The sequence below is a fragment of the Pseudarthrobacter sulfonivorans genome, from assembly GCF_031454915.1.
In the GTDB taxonomy this organism is placed as follows: Bacteria; Actinomycetota; Actinomycetes; order Actinomycetales; family Micrococcaceae; genus Arthrobacter; species Arthrobacter sulfonivorans_C.
The window spans coordinates 1-23,191 of sequence record NZ_JAVDRS010000002.1 but is presented as its reverse complement, the minus strand read 5'-3'; the positions used below and the strand labels follow the sequence as shown (position 1 = coordinate 23,191).

The 23,191-nt window shown below is 64.6% G+C and carries 17 protein-coding genes; 13 read left to right on the top strand and 4 right to left on the bottom strand.

All coding sequences use genetic code 11. The features are described 5' to 3' along the window. Positions 1 to 11 precede the first annotated feature (11 nt). On the bottom strand, positions 12 to 665 hold the full coding sequence (phoU, locus tag J2808_RS03960; RefSeq protein ID WP_309811987.1) for a phosphate signaling complex protein PhoU: 654 nt from the start codon (positions 663 to 665) through the stop codon (positions 12 to 14). A gap of 201 nt (positions 666 to 866) precedes the next feature. Between phoU and J2808_RS03955 the strand changes: the two genes are divergently transcribed. Further along, positions 867 to 2,075: a sensor histidine kinase gene (locus J2808_RS03955; protein ID WP_309814123.1), complete on the top strand. Its 1,209-nt coding sequence runs from the start codon at positions 867 to 869 to the stop codon at positions 2,073 to 2,075. Next, complete coding sequence (locus J2808_RS03950) at positions 2,072 to 2,752, top strand: response regulator transcription factor (protein WP_164202237.1); 681 nt, start codon at positions 2,072 to 2,074, stop codon at positions 2,750 to 2,752. Before J2808_RS03955 ends, J2808_RS03950 begins: the two co-directional genes overlap by 4 nt. Before the next feature lie 90 nt (positions 2,753 to 2,842). Here the strand turns inward: J2808_RS03950 and J2808_RS03945 are convergent, their stop codons facing one another. Beyond that, positions 2,843 to 3,388 (bottom strand): hypothetical protein, encoded by a 546-nt coding sequence (locus J2808_RS03945; protein ID WP_309814120.1) that lies wholly within the window; start codon positions 3,386 to 3,388, stop codon positions 2,843 to 2,845. Between the two features lie 270 nt (positions 3,389 to 3,658). Between J2808_RS03945 and J2808_RS03940 the strand changes: the two genes are divergently transcribed. The 5 genes from J2808_RS03940 to rlmB all read left to right on the top strand — a co-directional run bounded on the left by J2808_RS03940 (position 3,659) and on the right by rlmB (position 8,146). Beyond that, the gene (locus tag J2808_RS03940; RefSeq protein ID WP_026266570.1) at positions 3,659 to 4,141 is read left to right on the top strand and encodes a CarD family transcriptional regulator; all 483 of its coding nucleotides are present in this window, start codon (positions 3,659 to 3,661) and stop codon (positions 4,139 to 4,141) included. A 139-nt stretch (positions 4,142 to 4,280) separates the two neighbouring features. Continuing rightward, entirely contained in the window at positions 4,281 to 5,087 is an 807-nt protein-coding gene (gene ispD / locus J2808_RS03935; RefSeq protein WP_309811931.1) for a 2-C-methyl-D-erythritol 4-phosphate cytidylyltransferase, read from the top strand. A 2-nt stretch (positions 5,088 to 5,089) separates the two neighbouring features. Beyond that, positions 5,090 to 5,587: a 2-C-methyl-D-erythritol 2,4-cyclodiphosphate synthase gene (gene ispF / locus J2808_RS03930; RefSeq protein ID WP_309811928.1), complete on the top strand. Its 498-nt coding sequence runs from the start codon at positions 5,090 to 5,092 to the stop codon at positions 5,585 to 5,587. A gap of 27 nt (positions 5,588 to 5,614) precedes the next feature. Then, positions 5,615 to 7,087, top strand: a complete 1,473-nt coding sequence (cysS, locus tag J2808_RS03925) for a cysteine--tRNA ligase (RefSeq protein ID WP_309811926.1) — start codon at positions 5,615 to 5,617, stop codon at positions 7,085 to 7,087. A gap of 69 nt (positions 7,088 to 7,156) precedes the next feature. After that, entirely contained in the window at positions 7,157 to 8,146 is a 990-nt protein-coding gene (gene rlmB / locus J2808_RS03920; RefSeq protein WP_309811923.1) for a 23S rRNA (guanosine(2251)-2'-O)-methyltransferase RlmB, read from the top strand. A gap of 183 nt (positions 8,147 to 8,329) precedes the next feature. Here the strand turns inward: rlmB and J2808_RS03915 are convergent, their stop codons facing one another. Next, positions 8,330 to 9,169: a carbon-nitrogen hydrolase family protein gene (locus J2808_RS03915; protein ID WP_309811921.1), complete on the bottom strand. Its 840-nt coding sequence runs from the start codon at positions 9,167 to 9,169 to the stop codon at positions 8,330 to 8,332. A gap of 138 nt (positions 9,170 to 9,307) precedes the next feature. Between J2808_RS03915 and glgX the strand changes: the two genes are divergently transcribed. The 3 genes from glgX to J2808_RS03900 are packed head-to-tail and all read left to right on the top strand — an operon-like array spanning position 9,308 to position 12,290. Further along, positions 9,308 to 11,419, top strand: a complete 2,112-nt coding sequence (gene glgX, locus J2808_RS03910; protein WP_309811918.1) for a glycogen debranching protein GlgX — start codon at positions 9,308 to 9,310, stop codon at positions 11,417 to 11,419. 17 nt (positions 11,420 to 11,436) lie between these two features. Beyond that, positions 11,437 to 11,925, top strand: coding sequence for a guanyl-specific ribonuclease (locus J2808_RS03905; protein WP_309811914.1), 489 nt, complete (start codon positions 11,437 to 11,439; stop codon positions 11,923 to 11,925). 8 nt (positions 11,926 to 11,933) lie between these two features. After that, positions 11,934 to 12,290, top strand: a complete 357-nt coding sequence (locus J2808_RS03900) for a barstar family protein (RefSeq protein WP_309811911.1) — start codon at positions 11,934 to 11,936, stop codon at positions 12,288 to 12,290. Between the two features lie 68 nt (positions 12,291 to 12,358). Here the strand turns inward: J2808_RS03900 and glgP are convergent, their stop codons facing one another. Next, complete coding sequence (glgP, locus tag J2808_RS03895) at positions 12,359 to 14,977, bottom strand: alpha-glucan family phosphorylase (protein ID WP_309811908.1); 2,619 nt, start codon at positions 14,975 to 14,977, stop codon at positions 12,359 to 12,361. A gap of 152 nt (positions 14,978 to 15,129) precedes the next feature. Here glgP and J2808_RS03890 point away from each other — a divergent pair, with 152 nt between their 5' ends. Genes J2808_RS03890 through J2808_RS03880 form a run of 3 tightly spaced genes read left to right on the top strand, consistent with a single transcriptional unit; the run spans position 15,130 to position 22,740 of the window. Continuing rightward, positions 15,130 to 17,211, top strand: a complete 2,082-nt coding sequence (locus J2808_RS03890) for an alpha-1,4-glucan--maltose-1-phosphate maltosyltransferase (protein ID WP_309811906.1) — start codon at positions 15,130 to 15,132, stop codon at positions 17,209 to 17,211. Continuing rightward, complete coding sequence (gene treS / locus J2808_RS03885) at positions 17,208 to 19,004, top strand: maltose alpha-D-glucosyltransferase (protein WP_309811903.1); 1,797 nt, start codon at positions 17,208 to 17,210, stop codon at positions 19,002 to 19,004. The genes J2808_RS03890 and treS overlap by 4 nt, the downstream gene beginning before the upstream one ends. A gap of 1 nt (position 19,005) precedes the next feature. Beyond that, on the top strand, positions 19,006 to 22,740 hold the full coding sequence (locus J2808_RS03880) for a 1,4-alpha-glucan branching enzyme (RefSeq protein WP_309811900.1): 3,735 nt from the start codon (positions 19,006 to 19,008) through the stop codon (positions 22,738 to 22,740). Positions 22,741 to 23,191: the final 451 nt, after the last annotated feature.

Genomic DNA, 23,191 nt, shown 5'->3' with positions numbered 1-23,191 from the left:
AAGTTTTCCGGCTAGAGGGCCTGCGGCTGCCATTCGCCGGTCACCAGGTACGTGACCTTGCGGGCTACGGAGACGCCGTGGTCAGCGAAGCGTTCAAAGTAGCGGCTCGCGAGGGCAACGTCCACGGTGGTGGCGGGAGACTCGGCCCAGTCGGGGGAGGCGATCGCCTTGAAGACGCTCAGGTGCAGGTCATCGATGGTGTTGTTGGCCTTGAGGATGTCGCGGGCCACTTCGAGGTCCCGGGTTTCAAGGAGCACGGTGAGCTTGTCCGCAATCAGCTGGTCCTGTTCGGCCATCTTCTTGAACGTCTCCGCCATGGAGGCGGGGATGACGGTGGACGGGAAGCGCAGCCGGGCCAGCTGGGCCACGTGGCGGGCGAGGTCCCCCATCCGCTCCAGGGAGGCGCTCATCCGGAGGGATCCGACGATCATCCGGAGATCGCTGGCTACCGGACCCTGCAGGGCGAGGATGTCAATGGCGCGCTCATCCAGGCTGTTCTGCAGGAAATCGATCCGGGCGTCCGCGGCAATGACGTCTTCGGCCAGATCAACGTCTGCAACCTGGAAGGAGATTGTGGCCTTCTCCATGGCTTCGCTGACCAACTTGGAAATCTCGATCAGCTGCTCGCCGACGTGGGTCAGCTCTTCCTGAAAAACCTTACGCACGGGGGCGTCCTTTCTCTGGAATCCCGCCCCCATGTGGCAGACGGAATTCATGTCGCCGTTCGGCACTCCAACCCGTAACTCTGCCAGCGTGTGGTGAACGGTTAGTCTCTTGTAGATGAACGTTAGCTGAACCGTCTGCGCAAAGCCCCCGGACGCACCGGAAGGCCATGAGGCAGAGCATAAGCTGGAGCTGTGGATCCTATGCTCATCGGTGTCATTGCAGGGCTTGTCGGCCTGTCGCTCGGCACCTTTGGCGTGCTCGCTTTCAGGGTCAGCGAAAAGCAGCGCCAACTGGTGGACGTCTATATCGACGAGCTCTCCCTGCCGAAAGGCGCCGCGGAGGTGCTTGCCGTCGTCGGGCGGGCTTTTGTGGTGGTGGACGCAGTGGATGGCGTGGTCAGGGCCAGCCCGGCTGCATATGCCTACGGCCTGGTGCGCGGGCACACCGTGGTGCACAAGGAGCTGCTGGACATGACCGCCGGGGTGCGCCGCGACGGCGTGATCCTGGAGAAGAAGCTCGAACTCCCGCGCGGCCCGCTGGGCCAGGGCACCATCATCGTGCAGGTCCGTGCTGCCATGCTCGGTGAGGAATACATCCTGCTGCTGGCCGATGACCGCACTGAGATCACGCGCACCGAGGAGATCCGCAACGACTTTGTGGCCAACGTATCCCACGAGCTGAAAACCCCGGTCGGGGCGATTTCCCTGCTTGCGGAGGCACTCGAATCCTCCGCAGATGACGAAGAGGCCGTCCGCCGGTTCGCCAAGCGGATGCATAAGGAGTCGGGACGGCTTGCCGCCCTCGTCCAGGACATCATCGAGCTGTCCCGGCTGCAGGGCGCCAGCGTGACCCAGGAGGGAACGGCGGTGGACATCAACGCTGTGATCGCCGAAGCCGTGGACCGTTCCCAGCTCCCCGCCGAAAGCAAGAAGATCCAGATCGTCGTCGGTGAGCGCGTGGACGCCACGGTCTATGGTGACCGGGACCTGCTGGTGACTGCGCTGCGGAACCTGATCGATAACGCCATTCGCTACTCGCCGGAAAACACGAGGGTGGGAGTGGGCGTCCGGTCGAAGGACGGACTCATTGCTGTGTCAGTCACGGACCAGGGCGAGGGGCTGGCCCCGGAGGACCAGGAACGGGTGTTTGAGCGCTTCTACCGGGTGGACGCCGCCCGGTCCCGCCACACCGGCGGCACCGGCCTGGGCCTGAGCATCGTCAAGCACGTGGCATCGAACCATGGCGGCGAAGTGACGTTGTGGTCCCGCCCCGGCCAAGGATCCACCTTTACCCTGAGGCTTCCCGAGATGGAAAGCCAGGACGAACCTGAAACTTCAGTTGTTAGAGATCGAGCCGTACCCGAGCGTGTCAAAGAGCCCGGCGTACATGAGCAAGGAGCCAGCGCTTGAGCAGGATTTTGATTGTCGAGGACGAGGAATCGTTCAGCGACCCGTTGTCCTATTTGCTGGGCAAGGAAGGGTTCGAGGTTGAGGTGGTTGATAACGGCCTCGATGCCATCACGGAGTTCGACCGGAACGGGGCGGACCTGGTCCTGCTGGACCTCCAGCTGCCCGGACTGTCCGGCACGGAGGTGTGCCGCCAGCTGCGCCAGCGTTCCAGCGTTCCGGTCATCATGCTCACGGCCAAGGACTCCGAGATTGACAAAGTGGTTGGCCTGGAACTGGGGGCCGACGACTATGTGACCAAGCCTTACTCCTCCCGCGAGCTCGTGGCCCGCGTACGCGCGGTGCTCCGCCGGCAGGGTGAGCCTGAGGAACTGATCTCTGCCACAGTCCAGGCCGGCCCTGTCCGGATGGACATCGAACGGCACGTGGTCAGCGTGGACGGCGAGCAGGTTCTCCTGCCGCTGAAGGAGTTCGAGCTGCTGGAGATGCTGCTGCGGAACTCCGGCCGGGTGCTGACCCGCGGCCAGCTGATCGACCGCGTTTGGGGTTCAGACTACGTGGGCGATACCAAGACCCTGGATGTCCACGTCAAGCGGCTCCGCGGCAAGATCGAGCCGGACCCTTCGGTGCCCCGTTTCCTGGTGACCGTCCGCGGCCTCGGCTACAAGTTCGAGCCGTAGGCCGGAGCGGCCGCCGGCGGCCAACAGCCAACACGCGCAAAAGGAGGGGCCCCAGCGGGGAGCCCCTCCTTTTTGCTTTGCTGTGTCTGGCTAGTGGGCTGCGCCTGCTGCGCTTTCCGACGGCGACGGCGTGGGCGAGGCAGATTCGGTCGGTTCACTGCCGGCCGGCAGGTACGCCTTGTATTCGGCCAGGGTGGCATCCAGGACAGGCATCCGGACAGTCTTGGTGACGTTGGTGCCGTCTTCGGTGACCTTGATGTCCACCAGGGAGCCGGGAATGGCGCCGCTGGTGGACAGGATTGCTTCATCGGTGGAGTCGTTGAGGAGGGTGTAGGAGTTGGCCTTCACCGGTACCTGCGTCTGTGAGCCCGCGGCGCCGTTGACCGTGAGGTTGACGTCCTGCGAAGAGGAGTTGTAGACGGCGCCGATCAGGCGGCCGGGCTTGTCCTCGCCCGCGGAAACGATCATCATGTTTCGCAGCTGCAGCGGGCCCAGGTCCGCACGGATGCCATCGGAGGAAGCATACTGGTGAGTGGTCTGCTGGGGGTTGATGTAGCCGCAGCCGGTCATCGTTGCCAGGCCCAGGGCCAGGGCTCCTGCCGCCAGCGCCAGTTTGCCGCTCTGGGCCCGGTTCATCGCAGTGAAACGCACGTCACGTACTCCTCGAGAGTGTGGAAACATTATTCAGCCATAGCCTAGCGGCAAACCGGCCCAAACGAGGATTCCGGACGGTCATACGGGCCTTGGCAGGGGGTCCCGCATGCACTATTATCTGCATCCGTCAAGGGGTCGGAGGGGTCCGATTTCGCCCATTTTCCGCGTATTTACTGGGTTCCGGGCCCGGTTCCGGGCCGGTCATATGCCTGAATCGTGATAAACTGGTCTGCGGGAAAGGGGAATGTTTACATGGTATTTGAGGTCGGCGAGACAGTAGTTTACCCTCACCACGGTGCAGCAAAAATTGAAGAAATCAAGATGCGCACTGTCAAGGGCGAAGAGAAGATGTATCTCAAGCTCAAGGTGGCCCAGGGTGATCTGACCATTGAAGTTCCAGCAGAGAACGTTGACCTTGTTGGGGTCCGTGACGTTGTGGGCAAGGAAGGTTTGGAGCACGTATTTGACGTATTGCGGGCCGAGTTCACAGAAGAGCCCACCAACTGGTCACGCAGGTACAAGGCAAATCTGGAGAAGCTTGCATCCGGTGACGTCATCAAGGTAGCAGAGGTCGTCCGCGACCTGTGGCGCCGCGATCACGATCGGGGCCTTTCCGCAGGCGAGAAGCGCATGCTGGCCAAGGCCCGGCAGATTCTGATTTCAGAGCTTGCCCTGGCTGAAAAGACCGACGAAGAGAAGGCAGCAAGCGTTCTCGACGAGGTCCTGGCTTCCTAAGAATTGAACCCCGGGGGTACGTAAAGTACCTTCGGGGTTTCTTTTTGCCCATTTACGGCCGGACCTGTGGCCTGCGGCCCTCACTTTCGGTTCCGTCGCGTTCCGCCGGGTAGGTGAGCCGGGACGTAGGCTAGACGGCATGAGCAACGGACTGCCCCGCCCTGTCACCGCCGTCATTATTGTCGCTGCCGGTTCCGGCGAACGGCTGGGCTATGGCATGCCCAAGGCGCGGGTCCCCCTGGGAAGCGACACTGTCCTGACGCACGCCCTCCGCGGTGTGGCTGCTGCCGGCGTTGCGCGCCAGATCTGTGTGGCCCTCCCGCCGGGCGATACTGTCCTCCAGGAATTGTGCGAGACGTTCGCCGAGGAACTGCGGGCCGGGCACGATGGGAACCCTGAGGCGCAGATTCCCCTGATGACAACGGTCGACGGCGGCGCCACGCGGGCTGCGTCCGTCCGGTCGGCGCTGGCCGCCCTGCTTGATGGCACCGAAGTTGTGCTGGTCCACGACGCCGCCAGGGCGCTGGCGCCTGAATCCGTTTTCCACCGGGTGGTGGATTCGCTGGCCGCCGGCGCCGTTGCGGTGATCCCGACGATACCGGTGGTGGACACCGTCAAAACAGTGTCGCCGACGAGCGGTGATGACACCACGATCGCCCCTGAACTCGTTACCGGGACGGCTCCCCGGGAGGAACTGCGTTCGGTCCAGACCCCCCAGGGGTTCCGGCTTTCCACGCTGCTTCAGGCCCACCAGGCGGCGTTGGGCTTCGACGACAAGCAGGCGGCCGCTGTCACGGACGATGCCATGCTCGTGGAACTGCTGGGTGTTCCCGTGCACGCCGTGCATGGTGCCACGCAGTCGCTGAAAATCACCACGCCCCTGGATCTGATCATTGCCGAGGGACTGTTGGAAGGCCCGCTGGGCATCCGCTGGGTGGAGGGCTAGAAATGAGCGATGCCAAAATGATCCTGCCGCGCACGGGCATTGGGCTGGACGTCCACGCGTACGCCTCCGAAGACCTTCCCCGTCCGCTGTGGCTGGGCGGCCTGTTCTGGGACGGTGAGCGGGGTCTCGCGGGGCACTCGGACGGGGATCCGGTGGCCCATGCGGCTGCGGATGCCCTGTTCTCGGCCGCCGGCATCGGGGACCTGGGTACGCATTTCGGCACGGACCGCCCCGAGTTTGCCGGGGCGTCCGGGGTCACGCTCCTGGCGGAGGCGGCCAGGATCGTCCGTGCGGCAGGGTTTGAGATCGGCAATGTGGCGGTGCAGTTCGTGGCTAACCGGCCCAAGTTCGGTCCCCGTCGGCAGGAGTCCCAGGACGTGCTGAGCGCGGCGGCCGGGGCTCCGGTCAGCGTCACGGCCACCACCAGCGACGGGTTGGGTTTCACCGGCCGCGGTGAAGGCATTTCCGCCGTTGCCACCGCCCTGGTGTATCCCAAGTAACCGGGCCGCATCGGCTAATCTGGAGCGGTGACCCTCCGTTTTTACGACACCGCATCCGCCGAAGTCCGCGACTTCGTTCCCCTCGTCCCGGGAAAAGTGAGCCTGTACTACTGCGGAGCCACGGTGCAGGGCATGCCGCATGTGGGCCACATCCGCTCGGCCATCGCTTTTGACCAGCTCACCCGCTGGCTTGAGTACCGGGGCCTGCGCGTCACAGCCGTCCGGAACGTCACGGATATCGACGACAAGATCCTCACCAAGTCCGCCGAGTCCTTCGAACCGGACTTCGAGTCGGGCCCGGAAACGGTCCGCGAGGAGGAATGGTGGGCGTTGGCCTACCGCTATGAACAGGAATTCCTCAAGGCCTACGACACGCTGGGCGTTTCCCGTCCCACCTATGAACCCCGCGCCACCGGCCACATCCCGGAGATGCATGCCCTGGTCCAGCAGCTGATCGACCGCGGCCACGCCTACCCGGCGCTGGACGACTCCGGCGATGTCTACTTCGACGTGCGGTCCTGGGACAAGTACGGGTCACTCACGCGCCAGAACATCGATGACATGCAGGGCGCCCAGGACGCGGATCCGCGCGGCAAAAAAGACCCCCGCGACTTCGCCCTGTGGAAGGGTTCCAAAGAGGGAGAACCGACGACGGCGAGCTGGGCTTCGCCGTGGGGTGCCGGACGTCCGGGCTGGCACCTTGAATGCTCCGCCATGGTCACCAAGTACCTCGGCACTGAGTTTGATATCCATGGCGGCGGACTGGACCTGCGCTTCCCGCACCACGAAAACGAGATGGCCCAGTCCCAGGCGGCGGGGCACGGCTTCGCCAACTTCTGGATGCACAACGGCATGGTCACCTACCAGGGTGAAAAAATGTCCAAGTCCATCGGCAACACCATCAGCCCCGCTGAGATGCTGGAACTCGCCCCTCCGCGCGTCGTCCGGTACTACCTCGGCCAGGCCCACTACCGGTCAGTGCTGGACTACCGTCCCACGTCGCTGGAGGAGGCCGCCGCCGCCGTCGAACGTATTGATGGGTTCATCAGCCGCACCGTCCGGGCCCTGTCTCTGGGCGCACCGCCCGCGGGTGGCAACTACTCATTCGCCACTTACGGCAAAGTGCCGGAGCCGTTCGAGCGTGCGATGGATGACGACCTTAACGTTCCGCAGGCCCTCGCGGTGGTCCACGAAACCGTCCGAGCGGGCAACACCGCCCTGACGGAGGGCCGGCTGGAGGACGCGCGCCAGGCGCTGCATGATGTGCATGACATGCTGCGCGTCCTGGGCCTGAACGCGGTGGCAACCGGTGCGGCGGGGGACGCCCGCGAATCGGCGGCCCTCGAGGTGCTGGTGGAAGCCCAGCTCGCAGCCCGAGCCCAGGCCCGGGCAACCAAGGACTGGGCCGCCTCGGACGCCATCCGGGACACGCTCAAAGCGGCGGGAATCGCCGTCGAGGACGGCGCTGATGGCGCCACCTGGAGCCTCCAGCGGGACTGAACCGGCGATTTTACTTGATTCAGTAGACTGTTAAGCAGACTCAGTCAAACAATCAAGGGTGGAACTCTCATGGCCAACAACGGTCGCCGGTCGGTCAAAGCAAAGAAGGGGCCTACCATCGGAACCGGTGGACACGGCCGCAAGGCCCTGGAAGGCAAGGGCCCCACGCCCAAGGCGGAGGACCGCCCGTACCACAAAGCACACAAGAGCAAGCAGCTCGCGGAACGCTCTGCTGCCAAACGCGGCACCGGGGCCCGCAGCGCCGGCGCAGCCCGCTCCGGTCCCAAGGGACGCGCCACCGAGGAAGTCGTCACCGGCCGTAACTCGGTGGTCGAAGCACTCCGTGCCGGTATCCCCGCCAAGGCCCTGCACATCGCCATCCGGATCGAAATGGATGACCGTGTTAAGGAATCCCTGAAGATCGCTGCCGAGCGCGGCATCCCGCTGCTCGAGACGGGCAAGCCCGAACTGGACCGCATGACCGAAGACGCCGTCCACCAGGGCCTCGTCCTCCAGATCCCGCCCTACGAGTACCAGGACGCCTACGACCTCGCCGAGCAAACCGTGGACCGCTGGAAGAAGGGCCACGTTTCCAACGCGCCGCTGTTCGTCGCGCTGGACGGCATCACGGACCCCCGCAACCTGGGCGCGATCATCCGCTCCGTCTCCGCCTTCAGCGGCCACGGCGTCATTGTCCCGGAACGCCGTTCCGTGGGCGTCACGGCCTCGGCCTGGAAGACCAGCGCCGGCGCAGCAGTGCGCGTTCCGGTTGCCCGCGCGGGCAACCTTAACAGCGCGCTGAAGCAGTTCAAGAGCATGGGCATCTTCGTCCTGGGGCTCGACGGCGACGGCGACGTCTCTCTTCCGGACCTCACCCTCGCCACGGAACCCGTGTGCATCGTGGTTGGCTCCGAAGGCAAGGGCCTGAGCCGCCTGGTCCGCGAAAACTGCGACCAGATTGTCTCCATCCCCATCGACTCCGCCATGGAATCACTCAACGCCTCCATGGCCGTCGGCATCTCGCTGTACGAAATCTCCAGGCAGCGCGCCGCCAAGTAACGCGCTGCGAGGCGGCGGCACAGCCGCTGTCCTCCGCGTGCTGCTCCTCCGCGTGCTGCTCCTCCGTCGCTCTGCTGCACGCTTCCGGACACTGCCTGTGCCGCCGAAGCCCCACGCCAGCCGGCGTTCGAGCCTGTCGAGACCCCTCACGCCACACCACGGCGGGAGGGGTCTCGCTCTTGTTTAAAACTCCCGGCGGTTTGCCAGGACCGGAAGCTTTTGGCGGGCTTCCTTGACCACGGCGGCGTCCAGGTCTGCGAACAGCATGCCGGGGGCGCCGTCGAGCTCGTTGATGACATCCCCGAACGGTGAGACCACGGCGGAGTGCCCCACCCCCGTGGGTGCCCCGGCCTTGGCCGGGACGCCCTGGGTGACGGGGTCACCCTGCCCGCAGGCGAGGACGTACGTGGTGGAGTCCAGTGCGCGGGCCCGGGCCAGGAGCTGCCATTGGTCCACCTTGCCGGGCCCCGAGGCCCATGATGCGCAGACAATGTTAACCTCCGCGCCTCGTTCGGCACTGGCCGTGAACAGGGCCGGGAAGCGGATGTCGTAGCAGGTGGCGAGGCCGAAGGTGAGGCCGCCGGCGTCGAAGGTCACCGGTTGTGTACCCGGGTCAACTGTGTCCGACTCGAGAAAGCCGAAGGCGTCGAAGAGGTGGACCTTGTCGTAGCTGGTTTCCACGCCGGGGCCGGTTGCCAGCAGGGTGTTGCGCACCTTGCCGGCTGCTGCGCCGGGCCCTTCTCCCGACGATGCCCCGTGTCCGGCGGCGGAGCCGGGCGTGAACATTCCTGCCACCACCACGATCTCAAGCGCAGCAGCAATGCTCCGCACGCGGGAGGCCCACGGCCCGTCCAGGGGCTCGGCAACATCCAGCAGGGTGTTCCCGAAGGCCCGCATTGAGGCCTCCGGGAACACCACCATGCCGGCCCCGCCAGCCTTGGCCCTGCGCGCCTCCTGTTCCAGGATGGACAAATTGCCGGCCAAGTCCCGGCCGCTGATGATCTGAGCCAGCGCAACCCGCACTGTGCACCTCCGTCTTGACGTTTCTTCCAGTATGCAACCCTGCGTTGCCGCCATGGGCAAACCGCCGGCTGTGGCTGGCGGGGCGTCACAAAAGCGTTAGTGCAGCTGAACAGGCTACGGCCGCTACCATTGACGGTGATGGTTATGCCGCTATTTGACACCGCTTCCACCATGGATGCCTCTTCGGCGCATCCACTCGGTGTCAGCGTGCCGCGCCCTGGGACCGGTCCGCACGGTGCCGTGCCCTCCAGCGCCAACGTCGCTGTGTTCGCGCCGGGCGTGGAGAACCTCGAGATTGCCTACAAGGCCCCGGGTGGCGAGTGGCGCCGGCAGGCCCTTCCCAATGTTACCCACGGCGTACACCACGGGATTGTGGTGGATTTCCCGTATGGATCGCGCTACGGGTTCCGTGCTGCCCCCAAGTCCGAAGCGCTGCCGCTGTCGTTTCCTATGCTTGACCTGGATGACGACGCCGGGCAGCCGCTGCTGCTCGATCCTTACGGGCGGGCGGTTGACCAGCGCGAGGGATTCCTGACGAGCGTCCGGATGGCCGGCGATTTTGACTGGGGTACCGACCAGCGGCCGCGGCTGCAGTGGCGGAACACCATCATCTACGAGGCCCACGTCCGTGGCCAGAGCATGCTGCATCCCGATGTGCCGGCGGAACTGCGTGGAACTTACGCGGGCATGGCCCACCCGGCCATCATTGAGCACTTCAAGAGCCTCGGTATCACCTCTGTCCAGCTGCTCCCGGTGCACTTCCACCTTGATGAGCAGCACCTGCAGAACCTCGGCCTGACTAATTACTGGGGCTACAACACCGCCGCCTTCTTTGCTCCGCACCCCGACTACGCCACGAAGGCTGCCCAGGAAGCCGGTCCGCAGGCTGTCCAGGATGAATTCAAGGGCATGGTCAAGCTGCTCCACGCGGCCGGACTGGAAGTGATCCTTGACGTGGTGTACAACCACACCGCCGAGGGCGGACCTGATGGCCCCACCAGCAGCTTCCGCGGCCTCGGTGAGGAAACGTATTACCGCACGGATGGCCACGGGAAGTATGTGGATACCACCGGCTGCGGGAACACCTTGAACTTCGGCGAACCCCGGGTGGTTCAGCTGGTCCTGGACTCGCTCCGGTACTGGGTGGACGAATTCCATATCGACGGCTTCCGCTTTGACCTGGCCGTGACGCTCTGCCGGAACGCGGACAACGAATTCGATCCCCGGCACCCCTTCCTGGTGGCTGTGGCCGCTGATCCTGTGCTGTCGGACGTGAAGCTCATCTCCGAACCCTGGGACGTCGGCTATGGCGGCTGGCAGACGGGACGCTTCCCTGGCGGCTGGGTTGACTGGAACGATCATTTCCGGGACGGTGTCCGTTCCTTCTGGCTTGCCGACCGCGCGGCCATCGAGTCCGGCGGGCAAGGCGGCTCCGTGGCGCGACTCGCTGATGCCCTGTCCGGCTCGGCCGGGCTTTTCCAAGCATCCGGCCGTTCCAGGCTGGCGTCGCTCAACCTCATCACGGCGCACGACGGCTTCACCCTCAACGACCTCGTTTCCTACGACCGCAAGCACAACGAGGCCAACGGCGAACAGAACCGGGACGGGCACGGGGACAACCGCAGCTACAACCACGGTTTCGAAGGCCCCACCGAGGACGAGGACATCCTGGCCCAGCGGGCACAGTCCCGGCGCAACCTCATGGCGTCGATGATGATTTCGCTCGGCGTGCCGATGATCACCGGCGGTGACGAACTGGCACGCACCCAGCAGGGCAACAACAACGCCTACTGCCAGGACAACCCCTTGGCCTGGATTGACTGGACGCGCACGCCGGAATCCCACGAGATGCTCCGCAGCACCAAACGCTATGTCCGCCTGCGCAAGGAGTTCCTGGCCAGCCAGCCGCACGATTTTCCGGCCCGGGATGAGCAGTCCTACCTGTACTGGTTCGACCAGGCCGGACAACCCATGTCCATGGACGGGTGGAATGACCCCCGTCACCGGGTAATGCAGCTCCTGCTCGGCTCGGACGACGGCACGCTGGCGGGGCTCGTGGTGGTCAACGGCAGCAGTTCCGACGTCAAGATCACCCTCCCCGACGTGACCAACGACGACGGCACGCCGCGGCGGATGTTCGAGCTCCGGCTGACCACCTCGCCGCTCCACGAGCTTCGCCAAGGCGGCCGGGTGGCCTCCGGCGAGACGGACCTGGTCGAGGCAAACTCGATCAATATTTACCGCACGTAGCTGCGGAGGGGACAAAAATGCGCAACCGCTCTGTCGTTGCCCTGCTGCTGGCCGGACTGCTGGCCGTTGCCCTGCTCGCTTCCGGCGGCACCGGGCTCCTTGAATCCCTGACGGGAAGCCCGACGCCGGCAGCGAGTTCCAGCGGAGCACCTGTTTCGGATGCTCCCACACGCGGTCCGGCGGAGGTACCAGGACCGGCCGCAGCTCCCGCCAATCCCTCCGGGCTTCCCGCGATCCGCGAGTCGGCCCTCCCGGCGGAAGCACGCAGGACCCTCGCCCTGATCCGTGCCGGCGGGCCCTACTCGTACAGCCAGGATGACAAGACGTTCGGCAACTTTGAGCGCATCCTGCCCCGGCAGGGTTCAGGCTATTACCGGGAGTACACCGTACCCACCCCGGGGGAATCGGACCGGGGAGCCCGCCGGATCGTCACCGGCGCCGGGGGAGAGAAGTACTACACGCAGGACCATTACGACTCGTTCAAATTCATCGCAGAAGGCAGCTGAACACCGGTATGAAAATCTACTCCGCCGATACCTGGACCATGGAAGAACTGCAGGAACAGGTGGCCGATGCCGGCCGCCGCATCCTGGTGGTGCCCGCCGCGGACAGCAAACGGGCGGTCCTCGAAACCTTCGGCGAGGTCCTGTCCTTCCCCGAGCACTACGGCGTGAACCTGGACGCACTGAACGATTCACTCCACGATTTCGCGGACAGCATCAGCGAAAACGGCAACGCCCCGGTCACGCTCCTCTGGCAGGTCGCCGCGGCATTCCGCGGCGACCGTTCCTTCGGGATCATCTGCGAGGTCCTCCAGGATGCCGAGAGCTACGCCGGCAACGACCTGACGGTCACAGCCATCCTGCTCTAGCCGTCAGCCTGGGCCCACGCCGTCCGGGTTCCCTGGGCGAGCTTGCGAGGTTAGGGAGACGGTGGGGATCAGGCGTTGACGATCAGCCCCAGTTCAGCCTTTGACGCCAGCGCCTCGTGCCGGGGCAGGACACGGACTGTGTAGCCGAACGGGCCGGAGCGGTCAATGCTCAGGGAGCCGCTGAACAGGTGGCGCCCGCCGCCCAGGTCTTCCTTGGCGTGCAGCTCCATCAGGGTCACGTCCGACAGGGTGTCGCTTTCCTCGGCGCGGCCGTAGGCGACCTCCACCGCAACGTCAGCCGGTGTCAGGTTGTGCAGCGCGACGTAGGCGTTCACCTGCATGGTGTCCCCGATCTGCGGATCCTCGGAAACCCCCACGGAGTCCACGTGCTCCACATGCAGCAGCGGCCAGGCAGCACGCACCCGGGCCGTCCAGGCTGCCAGGGCCCGTGCCTGCGTGTAGGAGTTAGCCACGGCCCGGCGTCCGGCCTCGGCTGCCGGCCGGTAGAGGACATTGACGTAATCATGAAGCATACGTTCCGCGGAAACGGCCGGACCCAGGTGGGACAGCGTGTGCTTGATCATGGAGACCCAGTGCGTCGGGACCTTCTCGGTTCCGGTGCTGGAGGGGCCGGCCGCTCCGGCGCTGCTGGACACAGTGTTGCCGTAAAAGCGCGGTGCCACCTGGGTTTCCAGCAGTTCGTACAGCGCCGCCGCCTCGATGTCGTCGCGCTCCTCGGGGGACGCGTCATTGTTGGCGGTGGGGATGGCCCAGCCATTCTCGCCGTCGTACATCTCGTCCCACCAGCCGTCCATCACGGAGAGGTTCAGCGAACCGTTAATGGCGGCCTTCATGCCTGACGTGCCACAGGCCTCCAACGGACGCAGCGGGTTGTTGAGCCACACGTCGCAGCCCGGGAAGAGTGTCCTGGCCATGGCGATGTCGTAATTGGGCAGGAAGGCAATCCGGTGGCGGACTTCGGGGTCATCCGTGAAACGGACCAGGTCCTGGATCATCTTCTTGCCCGCGTCATCGGCGGGGTGGGATTTTCCGGCGATCACCAACTGGATGGGGTGTTCCGGGTGCAGCAGCAGTGCCTTGAGCCGGTCCGGCTCGCGCAGCATCAGGGTGAGCCGTTTGTACGTGGGGACGCGGCGGGCGAAGCCGATGGTGAGCACATCGGGGTCCAGCACGCTATCCGTCCAGGCGAGTTCGGCGTCGGCCGCACCCCGCTTTTTCCAGGCGGCCCTGAGCCGGCGGCGTACATCGTCAACCAGGGCCGAACGCATTGCGCGGCGCAGCGCCCAGACGTCGGCGTCGCTGACGTTGTAAGCCAGGTCCCAGCGGCCGTTGGCTTCGGCCTCGGGCCCGAACTTCTCCCGGGCGAGCTGGGCGATGCGCCCGTCAACCCAAGTGGGCACATGTACGCCGTTGGTCACGGAGGTGATGGGCACCTCGGAATGGTCAAAACCAGGCCACAGCGCCGAGAACATCCCGCGTGAAACTTCGCCGTGCAGCTTGGCCACGCCGTTCGCGCGCTGGGCCAGCCGGAGTCCCATGACAGCCATGTTGAAGACTGACGGGTTGCCGTCAGCGTAGTTTTCCCGGCCAAGCTCCAGGATCCGGTCCACCGGCACGGCGGGCGCCAGCCCGGCCTGGAAGAAGTGCTGGATCTGGGAAATTTCAAAACGGTCGATGCCGGCCGGTACCGGGGTGTGGGTGGTGAACACGGTGGACGCCCGGCCGGCGGCGAGGGCTTCGTCGAAGGTCAGGGCCGCTTCCCCGGCCATCAGCTCCTGGATCCGTTCGATCCCCAGGAAGCCGGCGTGGCCCTCATTGGTGTGGAACACCTCGGGAGCCGGGGTCCCCGTGAGCTGTTGGTAGGCGCGCAGTGCCTTGACACCGCCCATGCCCAGCAGGAGTTCCTGCTGCAGCCGGTGGTCACCGCCGCCGCCGTAGAGCCGGTCGGTGACGCCGCGGGCGGCGTCGTCGTTACCCGGAACGTTGGAATCCAGAAGCAGCAGGGGAACACGTCCGACGTCGGCACGCCAGATGTGTGCCAGGAGCCGCCTGCCGTTGGGCAGTGGCAGGGCGATCTGCAGGGGCCTGCCATTACCGTCGGCGGACGGCTCCCGCAGCAGGGTCAGGGGAAGGCCGTCCGGGTCCAGGACCGGGTACGTTTCCTGCTGCCAGGCGTCCCGGGAGAGGGACTGCTTGAAGTAGCCGGCCTGGTACAGGAGTCCAACGCCGATCAGGGGCACGCCCAGGTCCGATGCCGCTTTGAGGTGGTCTCCGGCCAGGATGCCAAGGCCGCCGGAGTACTGCGGCAGGACCTCCGTGATGCCAAATTCGGGGGAGAAATACGCAATGGCGGCGGGGGCGTCGGCGCCCAGTCCCTGATACCAGCGCGGCTCCTCAAGGTACCGGTCGAGGTCCTGGGCGGCGGCCCGGACGCGTTCCACCACGGACTGGTCCGCCGCCAGGGCCTGGAACTCCTCGCGGCTGACCCGGCCCAGGAAGCTGACGGGATCCTGCCCGCTTTCCTCCCATTTCCTGAGGTTCAGGCTGGCGAAAAGTTCCCGGGTGGGCCGGTGCCACGACCAGCGCAGGTTGGTCGCCAACCGGACCAGGGGCCTGATGGGCTCGGGGAGGACGGTTCTGACGGTAAATCTGCGGATTGCCTTCACCTGCGTCACACTAACCGACAACATCAACGTCTGGAACCGCTATGGCTTTCTTTTAGGTAAATGACAGGGGGCGTCGCGGAAAAGTCGAATCTTGTTGTCAAAAAGCATCGCACGCTTAGCTATCTGGATCATTTCTCGCTAACGTCGAGGATGTGACGACTAACTCAGGAACCATCGCCGCCTCCAAGAAAAAGCCCAAAGGCAAAATCACCGACGGCCTCAGGTTTGGCCGTTTTCCGATCACCGCCGTGCAGCCTGTGGTTGAGGGTGGAAAATACCCTGCCAAGGCATTGCCTGGTGAGGGAATCGTGGTCGGTGCCACTGCTTTCCGGGAGGGCCATGACCAACTCGGCGTCAGCGCCGTGCTCCTGGATCCCCGCGGCAAGGAACGCCAGCGCGTCCGGCTGGCGCCGCCCAGGGGGGAACGCGGCCTCGGAACTGATCGCTGGGAGGGCATCCTCACGCCGTCGGGCGTTGGAAACTGGACCTTTTTCATCGAGGCATGGCACGACCGCTATGGAACCTGGCACCACAACGCCGAGGTTAAAGTGGCCGCGGGCATCGACGTGGAGCTGATGCTCGCCGAGGGCGAGGCCCTGCTGTCAGAAGCGGCCGACGACGTCTCCCGCAGTGCGTCGGACCGGCGCACCCTGCGCATGGCTGCTTCCATTCTGGGCAACGCATCCCTCACCGAGGAAGAACGCCTCGCTGGCGGGTTCAGTGCTGACGTGGCCTCTCTGGTGGACCGGCAGCCGATCCGTGAACTGGTGACGGTGTCCGAGCAGTTCCCGTTGCTGGTTGAGCGCGATCTCGCGGGCCGCGGAGCCTGGTACGAATTCTTCCCACGCTCCGAAGGTGCTGTCCGCGACCACAACACGGGGGCATGGACCTCGGGTAACTTCCGGACGGCGGCAAAGCGGCTGGACGCGGTGGCGGCCATGGGCTTCGACGTGCTCTACATGCCGCCGATCCACCCGATCGGCGTGCAGCACCGCAAGGGTCCAAACAACACCCTGATCGCCGGCCCGCATGATCCCGGCTCGCCGTGGGCTATCGGCGCCAAGGAGGGCGGCCACGACGCCATCCACCCGGACCTTGGCACTTTCGAGGACTTCGACGCCTTTGTGGCCCGGGCCAACGAACTGGGACTGGAAGTTGCTTTGGACCTGGCGCTGCAGGCTGCGCCGGACCACCCCTGGGTGGAATCAAACCCCGAGTGGTTTACCACCAGGGTGGACGGCAGCATCGCCTACGCGGAAAACCCGCCGAAGAAATACCAGGATATTTTCCCGCTGAATTTCGACAATGATCCCGAAGGGCTGTCCAAGGAAATCCTGCGGGTGGTCCAGCTGTGGGTCAGCCACGGCGTCAAGATCTTCCGGGTGGATAATCCGCACACGAAGCCGGTCTGGTTTTGGGAATGGCTCATTGCGCAGGTCAACAAAAAGACTCCTGGCGTGGTGTTCCTTGCAGAGGCATTTACCCGCCCCGCAATGATGCATGCCCTGGGCCGGGCCGGATTCCAGCAGTCCTACACCTACTTCACGTGGCGGAACACGAAGAAGGAACTGGAAACCTATTTCGCGGAGGTCAGCCACGAATCGGCGGCATTCTTCCGCCCGAACTTCTTCGTCAATACCCCGGACATCCTTACGGAATACCTCCAGTTCGGCGGCCCGGCGGCGTTCAAGATCCGTGCTGCACTGGCCGCCACTGCCAGCCCGCTGTGGGGCGTGTACGCCGGCTACGAGCTCTACGAGCATGTAGCCCGCCCCGGAGCGGAAGAATACATCGACAATGAAAAGTTCGAATACAAGGCCCGTGACTGGGACGCCGCCGCCGAATCAGGCCGCACGCTGGCGCCGTACCTGACCAGGCTCAACAGCATCCGGCACGCGCACCCCGCGCTGCAGGACCTGCAGAACCTCACCGTCCACCACAGCTCGGACGACGCGACAGTTGTCTACTCCAAGCACAAGACCCTGCCGGACGGCACCAAGGACACCATCATTGTGGTGGTCAACGTGGATCCGCACGGTACCCGGGAAAGCACCGTATCGCTGGATCTGGCCGCCTTGGAACTCGATCCCGAGGATTTGTTGCCCAACGGTGCCTTCAGGGTGGAGGACCTCATCACCGGTGAATCCTGGGAATGGGGCGAATACAATTACGTCCGTCTGGACGCGCATGTCGAACCCGCACACATTCTGAGCGTACGGAGATTGCATCAGTGAGTTTTAATCCGCAGAGTTCAAGTCAGCATTTCACCCCCAAAAGCACGTTTGAGCTAAACGCGCCGGGCCTGGCCCACGATCCTCTGTGGTATCGGAAGGCCGTGTTTTACGAAGTACTGGTCAGGGCTTTTGCGGATGCGAACGGGGACGGCTCGGGCGATTTCTCGGGCCTGATCGACAGGCTTGACTACCTGCAGTGGCTGGGCGTGGACTGCCTGTGGCTTCCGCCGTTCTTCCAGTCGCCGCTGCGCGACGGTGGCTACGACATCTCGGACTACAACTCCGTCCTGGACGAGTTCGGTACCATCAGCGACTTCAAGCGGCTGGTGGCCGAGTCCCACGCCCGCGGCGTGCGCGTCATCATCGACCTGCCGCTGAACCACACCTCGGACCAGCACCCCTGGTTCCAGGAATCGCGCAAGGATCCCGACGGACCCTTCGGCGATTTCTACGTGTGGAGCGATACTGACGAGAAGTACCAGGACGCCCGCATCATCTTCGTGGACACGGAGGAGTCCAACTGGACCTTCGACCCCATCCGCCGGCAGTTCTTCTGGCACCGCTTCTTCAGCCACCAGCCTGACCTCAACTTTGAAAACCCCAGGGTCATCGAGGCGCTCTTTGATGTGGTGCGGTTCTGGCTGGACCAGGGCATCGACGGGTTCCGGGCCGACGCGATTCCGTACCTCTTCGAGGAAGAGGGGACGAACTGCGAAAACCTGCCGGCCACGCATGATTTCCTGCGCAAGCTGCGGGCCATGGTGGATGAAAGCTACCCGGGGCGCGTCATCATCGCCGAGGCCAACCAGCCGCCCAACGAGGTGGTGGAATATTTCGGGACAGCAGAAGAGCCCGAATGCCACATGGCCTTCCATTTCCCCATCATGCCGCGGCTCTACTACGCCCTGCGCGACCAGAAGGCCGCGCCCATCATCGAGACGATGCATGACACCCCGGAGATCCCCGAAGGGGCACAGTGGGGGACGTTCCTGCGCAACCACGATGAGCTGACCCTTGAGATGGTCACAGCGGACGAGCGCGCGGCCATGCTCGGCTGGTACGCCCCGGACCCGCGGATGCGCGCCAACATTGGTATCCGACGCCGCCTGGCGCCATTGCTGGACAATTCCCGGGCCGAGATCGAGCTGATCAACGCCCTGCTTCTATCGCTGCCTGGCAGCCCGTTCCTGTACTACGGGGATGAAATCGGCATGGGGGACAACATCTGGCTTGAGGACCGCGATGCGGTGCGCACGCCCATGCAGTGGAACCCGGACCGGAACGCCGGGTTCTCCAATGCCGATCCGGGCAAGCTCTACCTGCCCGTCATCCAGTCGCTGGTGTACAACTACAACATGGCCAATGTGGAAGCCGAGGCCGCCCATTCCGGTTCGCTGCTCCGCTGGACCCGGCAGATCCTCAGCGTCCGCAAGAACCACCCGGTGTTCGGCCTGGGGGCGTTCAAGCATGTCGAGGCCGACCATGACGCCGTGGTGGCGTACCTCCGGGAACTCTCGGATGACAACACCGCTGGGTTGCCTGGGGAATCCATTCTGTGCGCATTCAACCTTTCCCAGCACCCCGTCGCCGCAAAACTGCGCATCCCCCAGTTCGCCGGCCGCGGTCTGCGGGACGTCTTCGGCGGCCAGCCGTTCCCCGGGATCGACGACGACGGATCACTGACGCTGACCTTGGGCAGCCATGATTTCTTCTGGCTCAGGGTCCGGTCGGCGACGTCCAATCCGACGTCCCCTTACACGCAGGCACTCCCCATCCTGTCCATCGAGAACTGACATGAACGAGCCCATTCTTACGCCCACGCTGGGTGCCGCCCTGCGGGAATGGCTTCCGCGCCAGCGCTGGTTCCCCGTGAAGTCAGGCGATTTTTCGCTCGCACAGGCGGGCAGCCTGAGCCTCGAGGACCCGGCCGGGCAGGCGCGGCTGGAGGTCTTCCTGCTGGCCGTTTCCTCCAGGACGGCCGACGGCGGACAGCGGACCGATGTGGTCCAGGTTCCGCTGAGTTATCGCGATGTTCCGCTCGCTGGTGCCGAAGGTGCACTGGTGGGCCGGGCACCTGATGCCGGTTTGCACTGGATCTACGACGCCGTGCATGATCCTTCCTTTGTGTCCGCCTGGCTGGAACTGATCCGTTCCGAGTCCGGCTCGCGCTCAGGTGCGGCGACCGGGCACCGCACGGCGTCGGACCACCGCCTGCCCACTGCCCACGGCATGGTCAAAGTGCTGTCCGGGGAGCAGTCAAATAGTTCCGTGATCGTCGACGACGGCGAGTCCGCGGCCATCGTGAAGTTCTTCCGGGTCCTTTCGGAAGGCGTCAACCCGGAGGTCGAGGTAGGCGCAGCGCTGACCGCCGAGGGTACTTCCGAGGTGCCTGCCACCCTGGGTTGGGTGCGTGGGGAATGGCAGGCGCCGGGGCCGAGCGGGCCCGGTGGGCTTCCGTCCGGTCCCCGCCCGGCCAGGGGCGAGCTTGCAGTAGCCCATGAATTCCTTGCCGGCGGCCGCGACGCCTGGCGACTGGCCGTGGATGCCGCCCGGACGGGGGCCGATTTCACTGCGGAGGCACATGCCCTCGGCGCGGCTACGGCCACCGTCCACCGGAGGCTGGCACATGCACTTGGCACATCGGTGGAGCCCGTGCCGGGCCAGGTCATTGCGCCTGGAGTAGCCCAACGTGTCCGCGAGGCGTGGGTGGAAGCCCGTTCCGCCGTCGGGTCTTATGACGAGGCGCTGCAGGCGCTGCTTTCCGGGCTCGACGGCGTGGCGGCCGGACCGTTGCAGCGGATCCACGGCGATCTCCACCTTGGGCAGATCCTGCAGGTCCCGGGCCACGGTGGGGAGTCTGGCCGGTGGGCCATCCTGGATTTCGAGGGTGAACCCCTGCGGCCCATCGCCGAACGCAATTTCCCCGACGTTCCGCTCCGGGACGTGGTGGGCATGTTGCGTTCCTTCGACTATGCGGCCGGCGCGGCCGAACGGGAGTACCAGGGGGCACGCGTTCCGGCATCCTGGGTGGATGATTGCGCCGACGCGTTCCTCGCCGGCTATGGCACGGTCATGCCAGGCACCATCGACCGCCGTTCGCCGCTCTTTGTGGCATTGTGGCTGGACAAGGCACTTTACGAAGTCGTCTATGAATTGCGGAACAGACCTGACTGGCTGGCCATTCCGACGAATGCGTCCAGGCGGCTCCTTAGCGTTAAAGGCTCCGGCGAACAGTCCGGCGCAGCATCGGAAGGTATCAACATGACAGGCTCAGCACCAACAGACAGGCCGAGTGTGCCGCTTCACGTGGACCCGGACACTTTGGGCCAGGTGGCAAACGGCGAACACCACGCGCCGCACTCGGTACTCGGTGCCCACCTGGACGACCACGGCCACGTCACCGTCAGGACGGTCAAGCACCTCGCGGAGGCCGTGAGCGTCGTGACTGCCGCCGGTTCCGTCCCCATGACGCATGAGGAACATGGCGTTTGGGTGGCGGTCCTGGAACCGCTCCAGGCTGGCCACGTACCGGATTACCGGCTGCAGGTTACCTACGCCGGGGCCGAACCTGTAACAGTGGACGAGCCCTACCGCTACCTGCCCACAGTGGGTGAAGTGGACCTGCACCTGATTGGTGAAGGGCGGCACGAAAAGCTCTGGGAAGTCCTGGGCGCCCATGTCCAGCATTACAAGTCCTCGCTTGGTGACGTCGATGGCGTTTCCTTCGCCGTCTGGGCTCCGAACGCGCAGGCCGTCAGGGTCAAGGGCGACTTCAACGCGTGGGACGGCCGCGAGAACTCGCTCCGGTCACTGGGCTCCTCAGGTGTCTGGGAAGTCTTCGTCCCCGGCGTTTTAGCAGGGGCGTGCTACAAATTCGAGATCAAGACCAAGCACGGGAACTGGGTGGAAAAAGCGGACCCTTTGGCGTTCGGCACCGAGGTCCCGCCGCTGACAGCCTCCAGGGTGGTTGAGCCGTCCTACGCGTTCAAGGACGCCGAGTGGATGGAAGCACGCGCCCAGCGCGACCCGCACAATTCCCCCATGAGCGTCTACGAAGTCCACCTGGGCTCGTGGCGCCTTGGCCTGGGCTACCGCGAGCTCGCCAAGGAACTGGTGGAATACGTCAAGTGGCTCGGCTTCACGCACGTGGAGTTCATGCCCGTGGCTGAACACCCCTTCGGCGGCTCCTGGGGCTACCAGGTGACGTCCTATTTTGCGCCGACCTCGCGGTTTGGCCACCCGGACGAATTCCGGTTCCTGGTGGATTCCCTGCACCAGGCTGGCATCGGTGTGCTCCTGGACTGGGTCCCGGCGCACTTCCCGAAGGATTCCTGGGCGTTGGCCCAGTTTGACGGTGAGGCGCTGTACGAGCACGCCGACCCGAACCTGGGGGAGCACCCCGACTGGGGAACGCTGATCTTCGACTTCGGCCGGACGGAAGTGCGGAACTTCCTGGTGGCCAACGCCCTGTACTGGCTCGACGAGTTCCACATTGACGGGCTCCGGGTGGATGCGGTGGCCTCGATGCTGTACCTGGACTACTCGCGGGAAGACGGTCAGTGGTCACCCAACCGTTTCGGCGGGCGGGAGAACCTCGAGGCGATGTCGTTCCTGCAGGAAGTCAACGCCACCGTCTACAAGACCCACCCCGGCGCGGTAATGATTGCCGAAGAATCCACGGCTTTCCCCGGCGTGACGGCTCCGACGAGCCATGGCGGCCTGGGCTTCGGGCTGAAGTGGAATATGGGCTGGATGCACGACTCCCTCAAGTACGCCTCCGAGGACCCGGTTAACCGAAAGTGGCACCACGGAACCGTGACGTTCTCCATGGTGTACGCGTTCACTGAGAACTTCCTGCTCCCCATCAGCCACGACGAAGTAGTGCACGGCAAGGGGTCCATGCTCCGCAAGATGCCCGGTGACCGCTGGCAGCAGCTGGCCAACCTGCGCGCGTTCCTGGCGTACCAGTGGGCCCACCCCGGTAAGCAGCTCATCTTCATGGGTACCGAGTTCGGCCAGGAAGCAGAATGGTCCGAACAGCATGGCCTGGACTGGTATCTCGCCGAAATTCCGGCGCACCGCGGAATGCAGCTCCTCACCAAGGACCTCAACGAGCTGTACAGCTCGACGCCGGCACTGTACACCCGGGACAACGAGCCCGGTGGTTTCCAGTGGATCAATGGTGGCGACGCCGACCACAACGTCCTGACCTTCATCCGTTGGGACAAGGACGGCAATCCGTTGGTCGTCGCCATCAACTTCTCCGGTGGCCCGCATGTGGGCTACACGCTTGGGGTTCCGGCGGCCGGAGGCTGGGTGGAGGTGCTCAATACCGATGCGGCGGCCTATGGCGGATCAGGTGTCCTGAACACCGGGCCCCTGACTGCCACCGGCGAAGGCCTTGACGGTCAGCCGGCAACGTTGACCGTTACGCTGCCTCCGCTGGGTGCCGCATACTTCAAGCCCGGGGCGCAGACGGCGGATGGACAGCCGGCCGGTGCGCAGCCAGCTGTGAAGCCGGTCTCTTAAAAGAAGACGAAAAAGCCCGGAATCCCTTGAGATTCCGGGCTTTTTCGTTGGATGATGGAGGGGTAGCAGGAGGCTGTTCGGGGGCTGGGTGGCCAACCCCGCAAAGTGGTGGTAGAGTTTATTTCCGCGCTGCTCCACGGAGTCAGACGGAAAAATCGACACGAAAGCCTTAGGCTGATGAAGGTCGCGGACGCCGGTTTGACAAGAGTGAGATCAGCCGGTAAGTTTGAAAAGTTGCTCCGGAGCGATCCATGACGGAATGTTGTTGTGGTGGTGCCGGGTGTGTCTGTTGTTTGAGAACTCAATAGTGTGCCAAGTTTGTTGATACCAATTTATTATTAATTGGTTGAATTGACTGGATCCGCCACCCCGTGGTGTGGTCTGGTTTTTACAGCTGGTTTCAAATTTTGCAGCCTTCTTCTTCCGTTATTTCCGGGGGTGTTGGTTGTGT

Coding starts and splice junctions, on each gene's coding strand:
- J2808_RS03945 (WP_309814120.1), bottom strand. CDS start 3,388: ATGAACCGGGCCCAGAGCGGCAAACTGGCGCTGGCGGCAGGAGCCCTG.
- J2808_RS03905 (WP_309811914.1), top strand. CDS start 11,437: ATGCGCAACCGCTCTGTCGTTGCCCTGCTGCTGGCCGGACTGCTGGCC.
- J2808_RS03900 (WP_309811911.1), top strand. CDS start 11,934: ATGAAAATCTACTCCGCCGATACCTGGACCATGGAAGAACTGCAGGAA.
- ispD (WP_309811931.1), top strand. CDS start 4,281: ATGAGCAACGGACTGCCCCGCCCTGTCACCGCCGTCATTATTGTCGCT.
- J2808_RS03880 (WP_309811900.1), top strand. CDS start 19,006: ATGAACGAGCCCATTCTTACGCCCACGCTGGGTGCCGCCCTGCGGGAA.
- J2808_RS03940 (WP_026266570.1), top strand. CDS start 3,659: ATGGTATTTGAGGTCGGCGAGACAGTAGTTTACCCTCACCACGGTGCA.
- glgX (WP_309811918.1), top strand. CDS start 9,308: ATGGTTATGCCGCTATTTGACACCGCTTCCACCATGGATGCCTCTTCG.
- J2808_RS03955 (WP_309814123.1), top strand. CDS start 867: ATGCTCATCGGTGTCATTGCAGGGCTTGTCGGCCTGTCGCTCGGCACC.
- ispF (WP_309811928.1), top strand. CDS start 5,090: ATGAGCGATGCCAAAATGATCCTGCCGCGCACGGGCATTGGGCTGGAC.
- rlmB (WP_309811923.1), top strand. CDS start 7,157: ATGGCCAACAACGGTCGCCGGTCGGTCAAAGCAAAGAAGGGGCCTACC.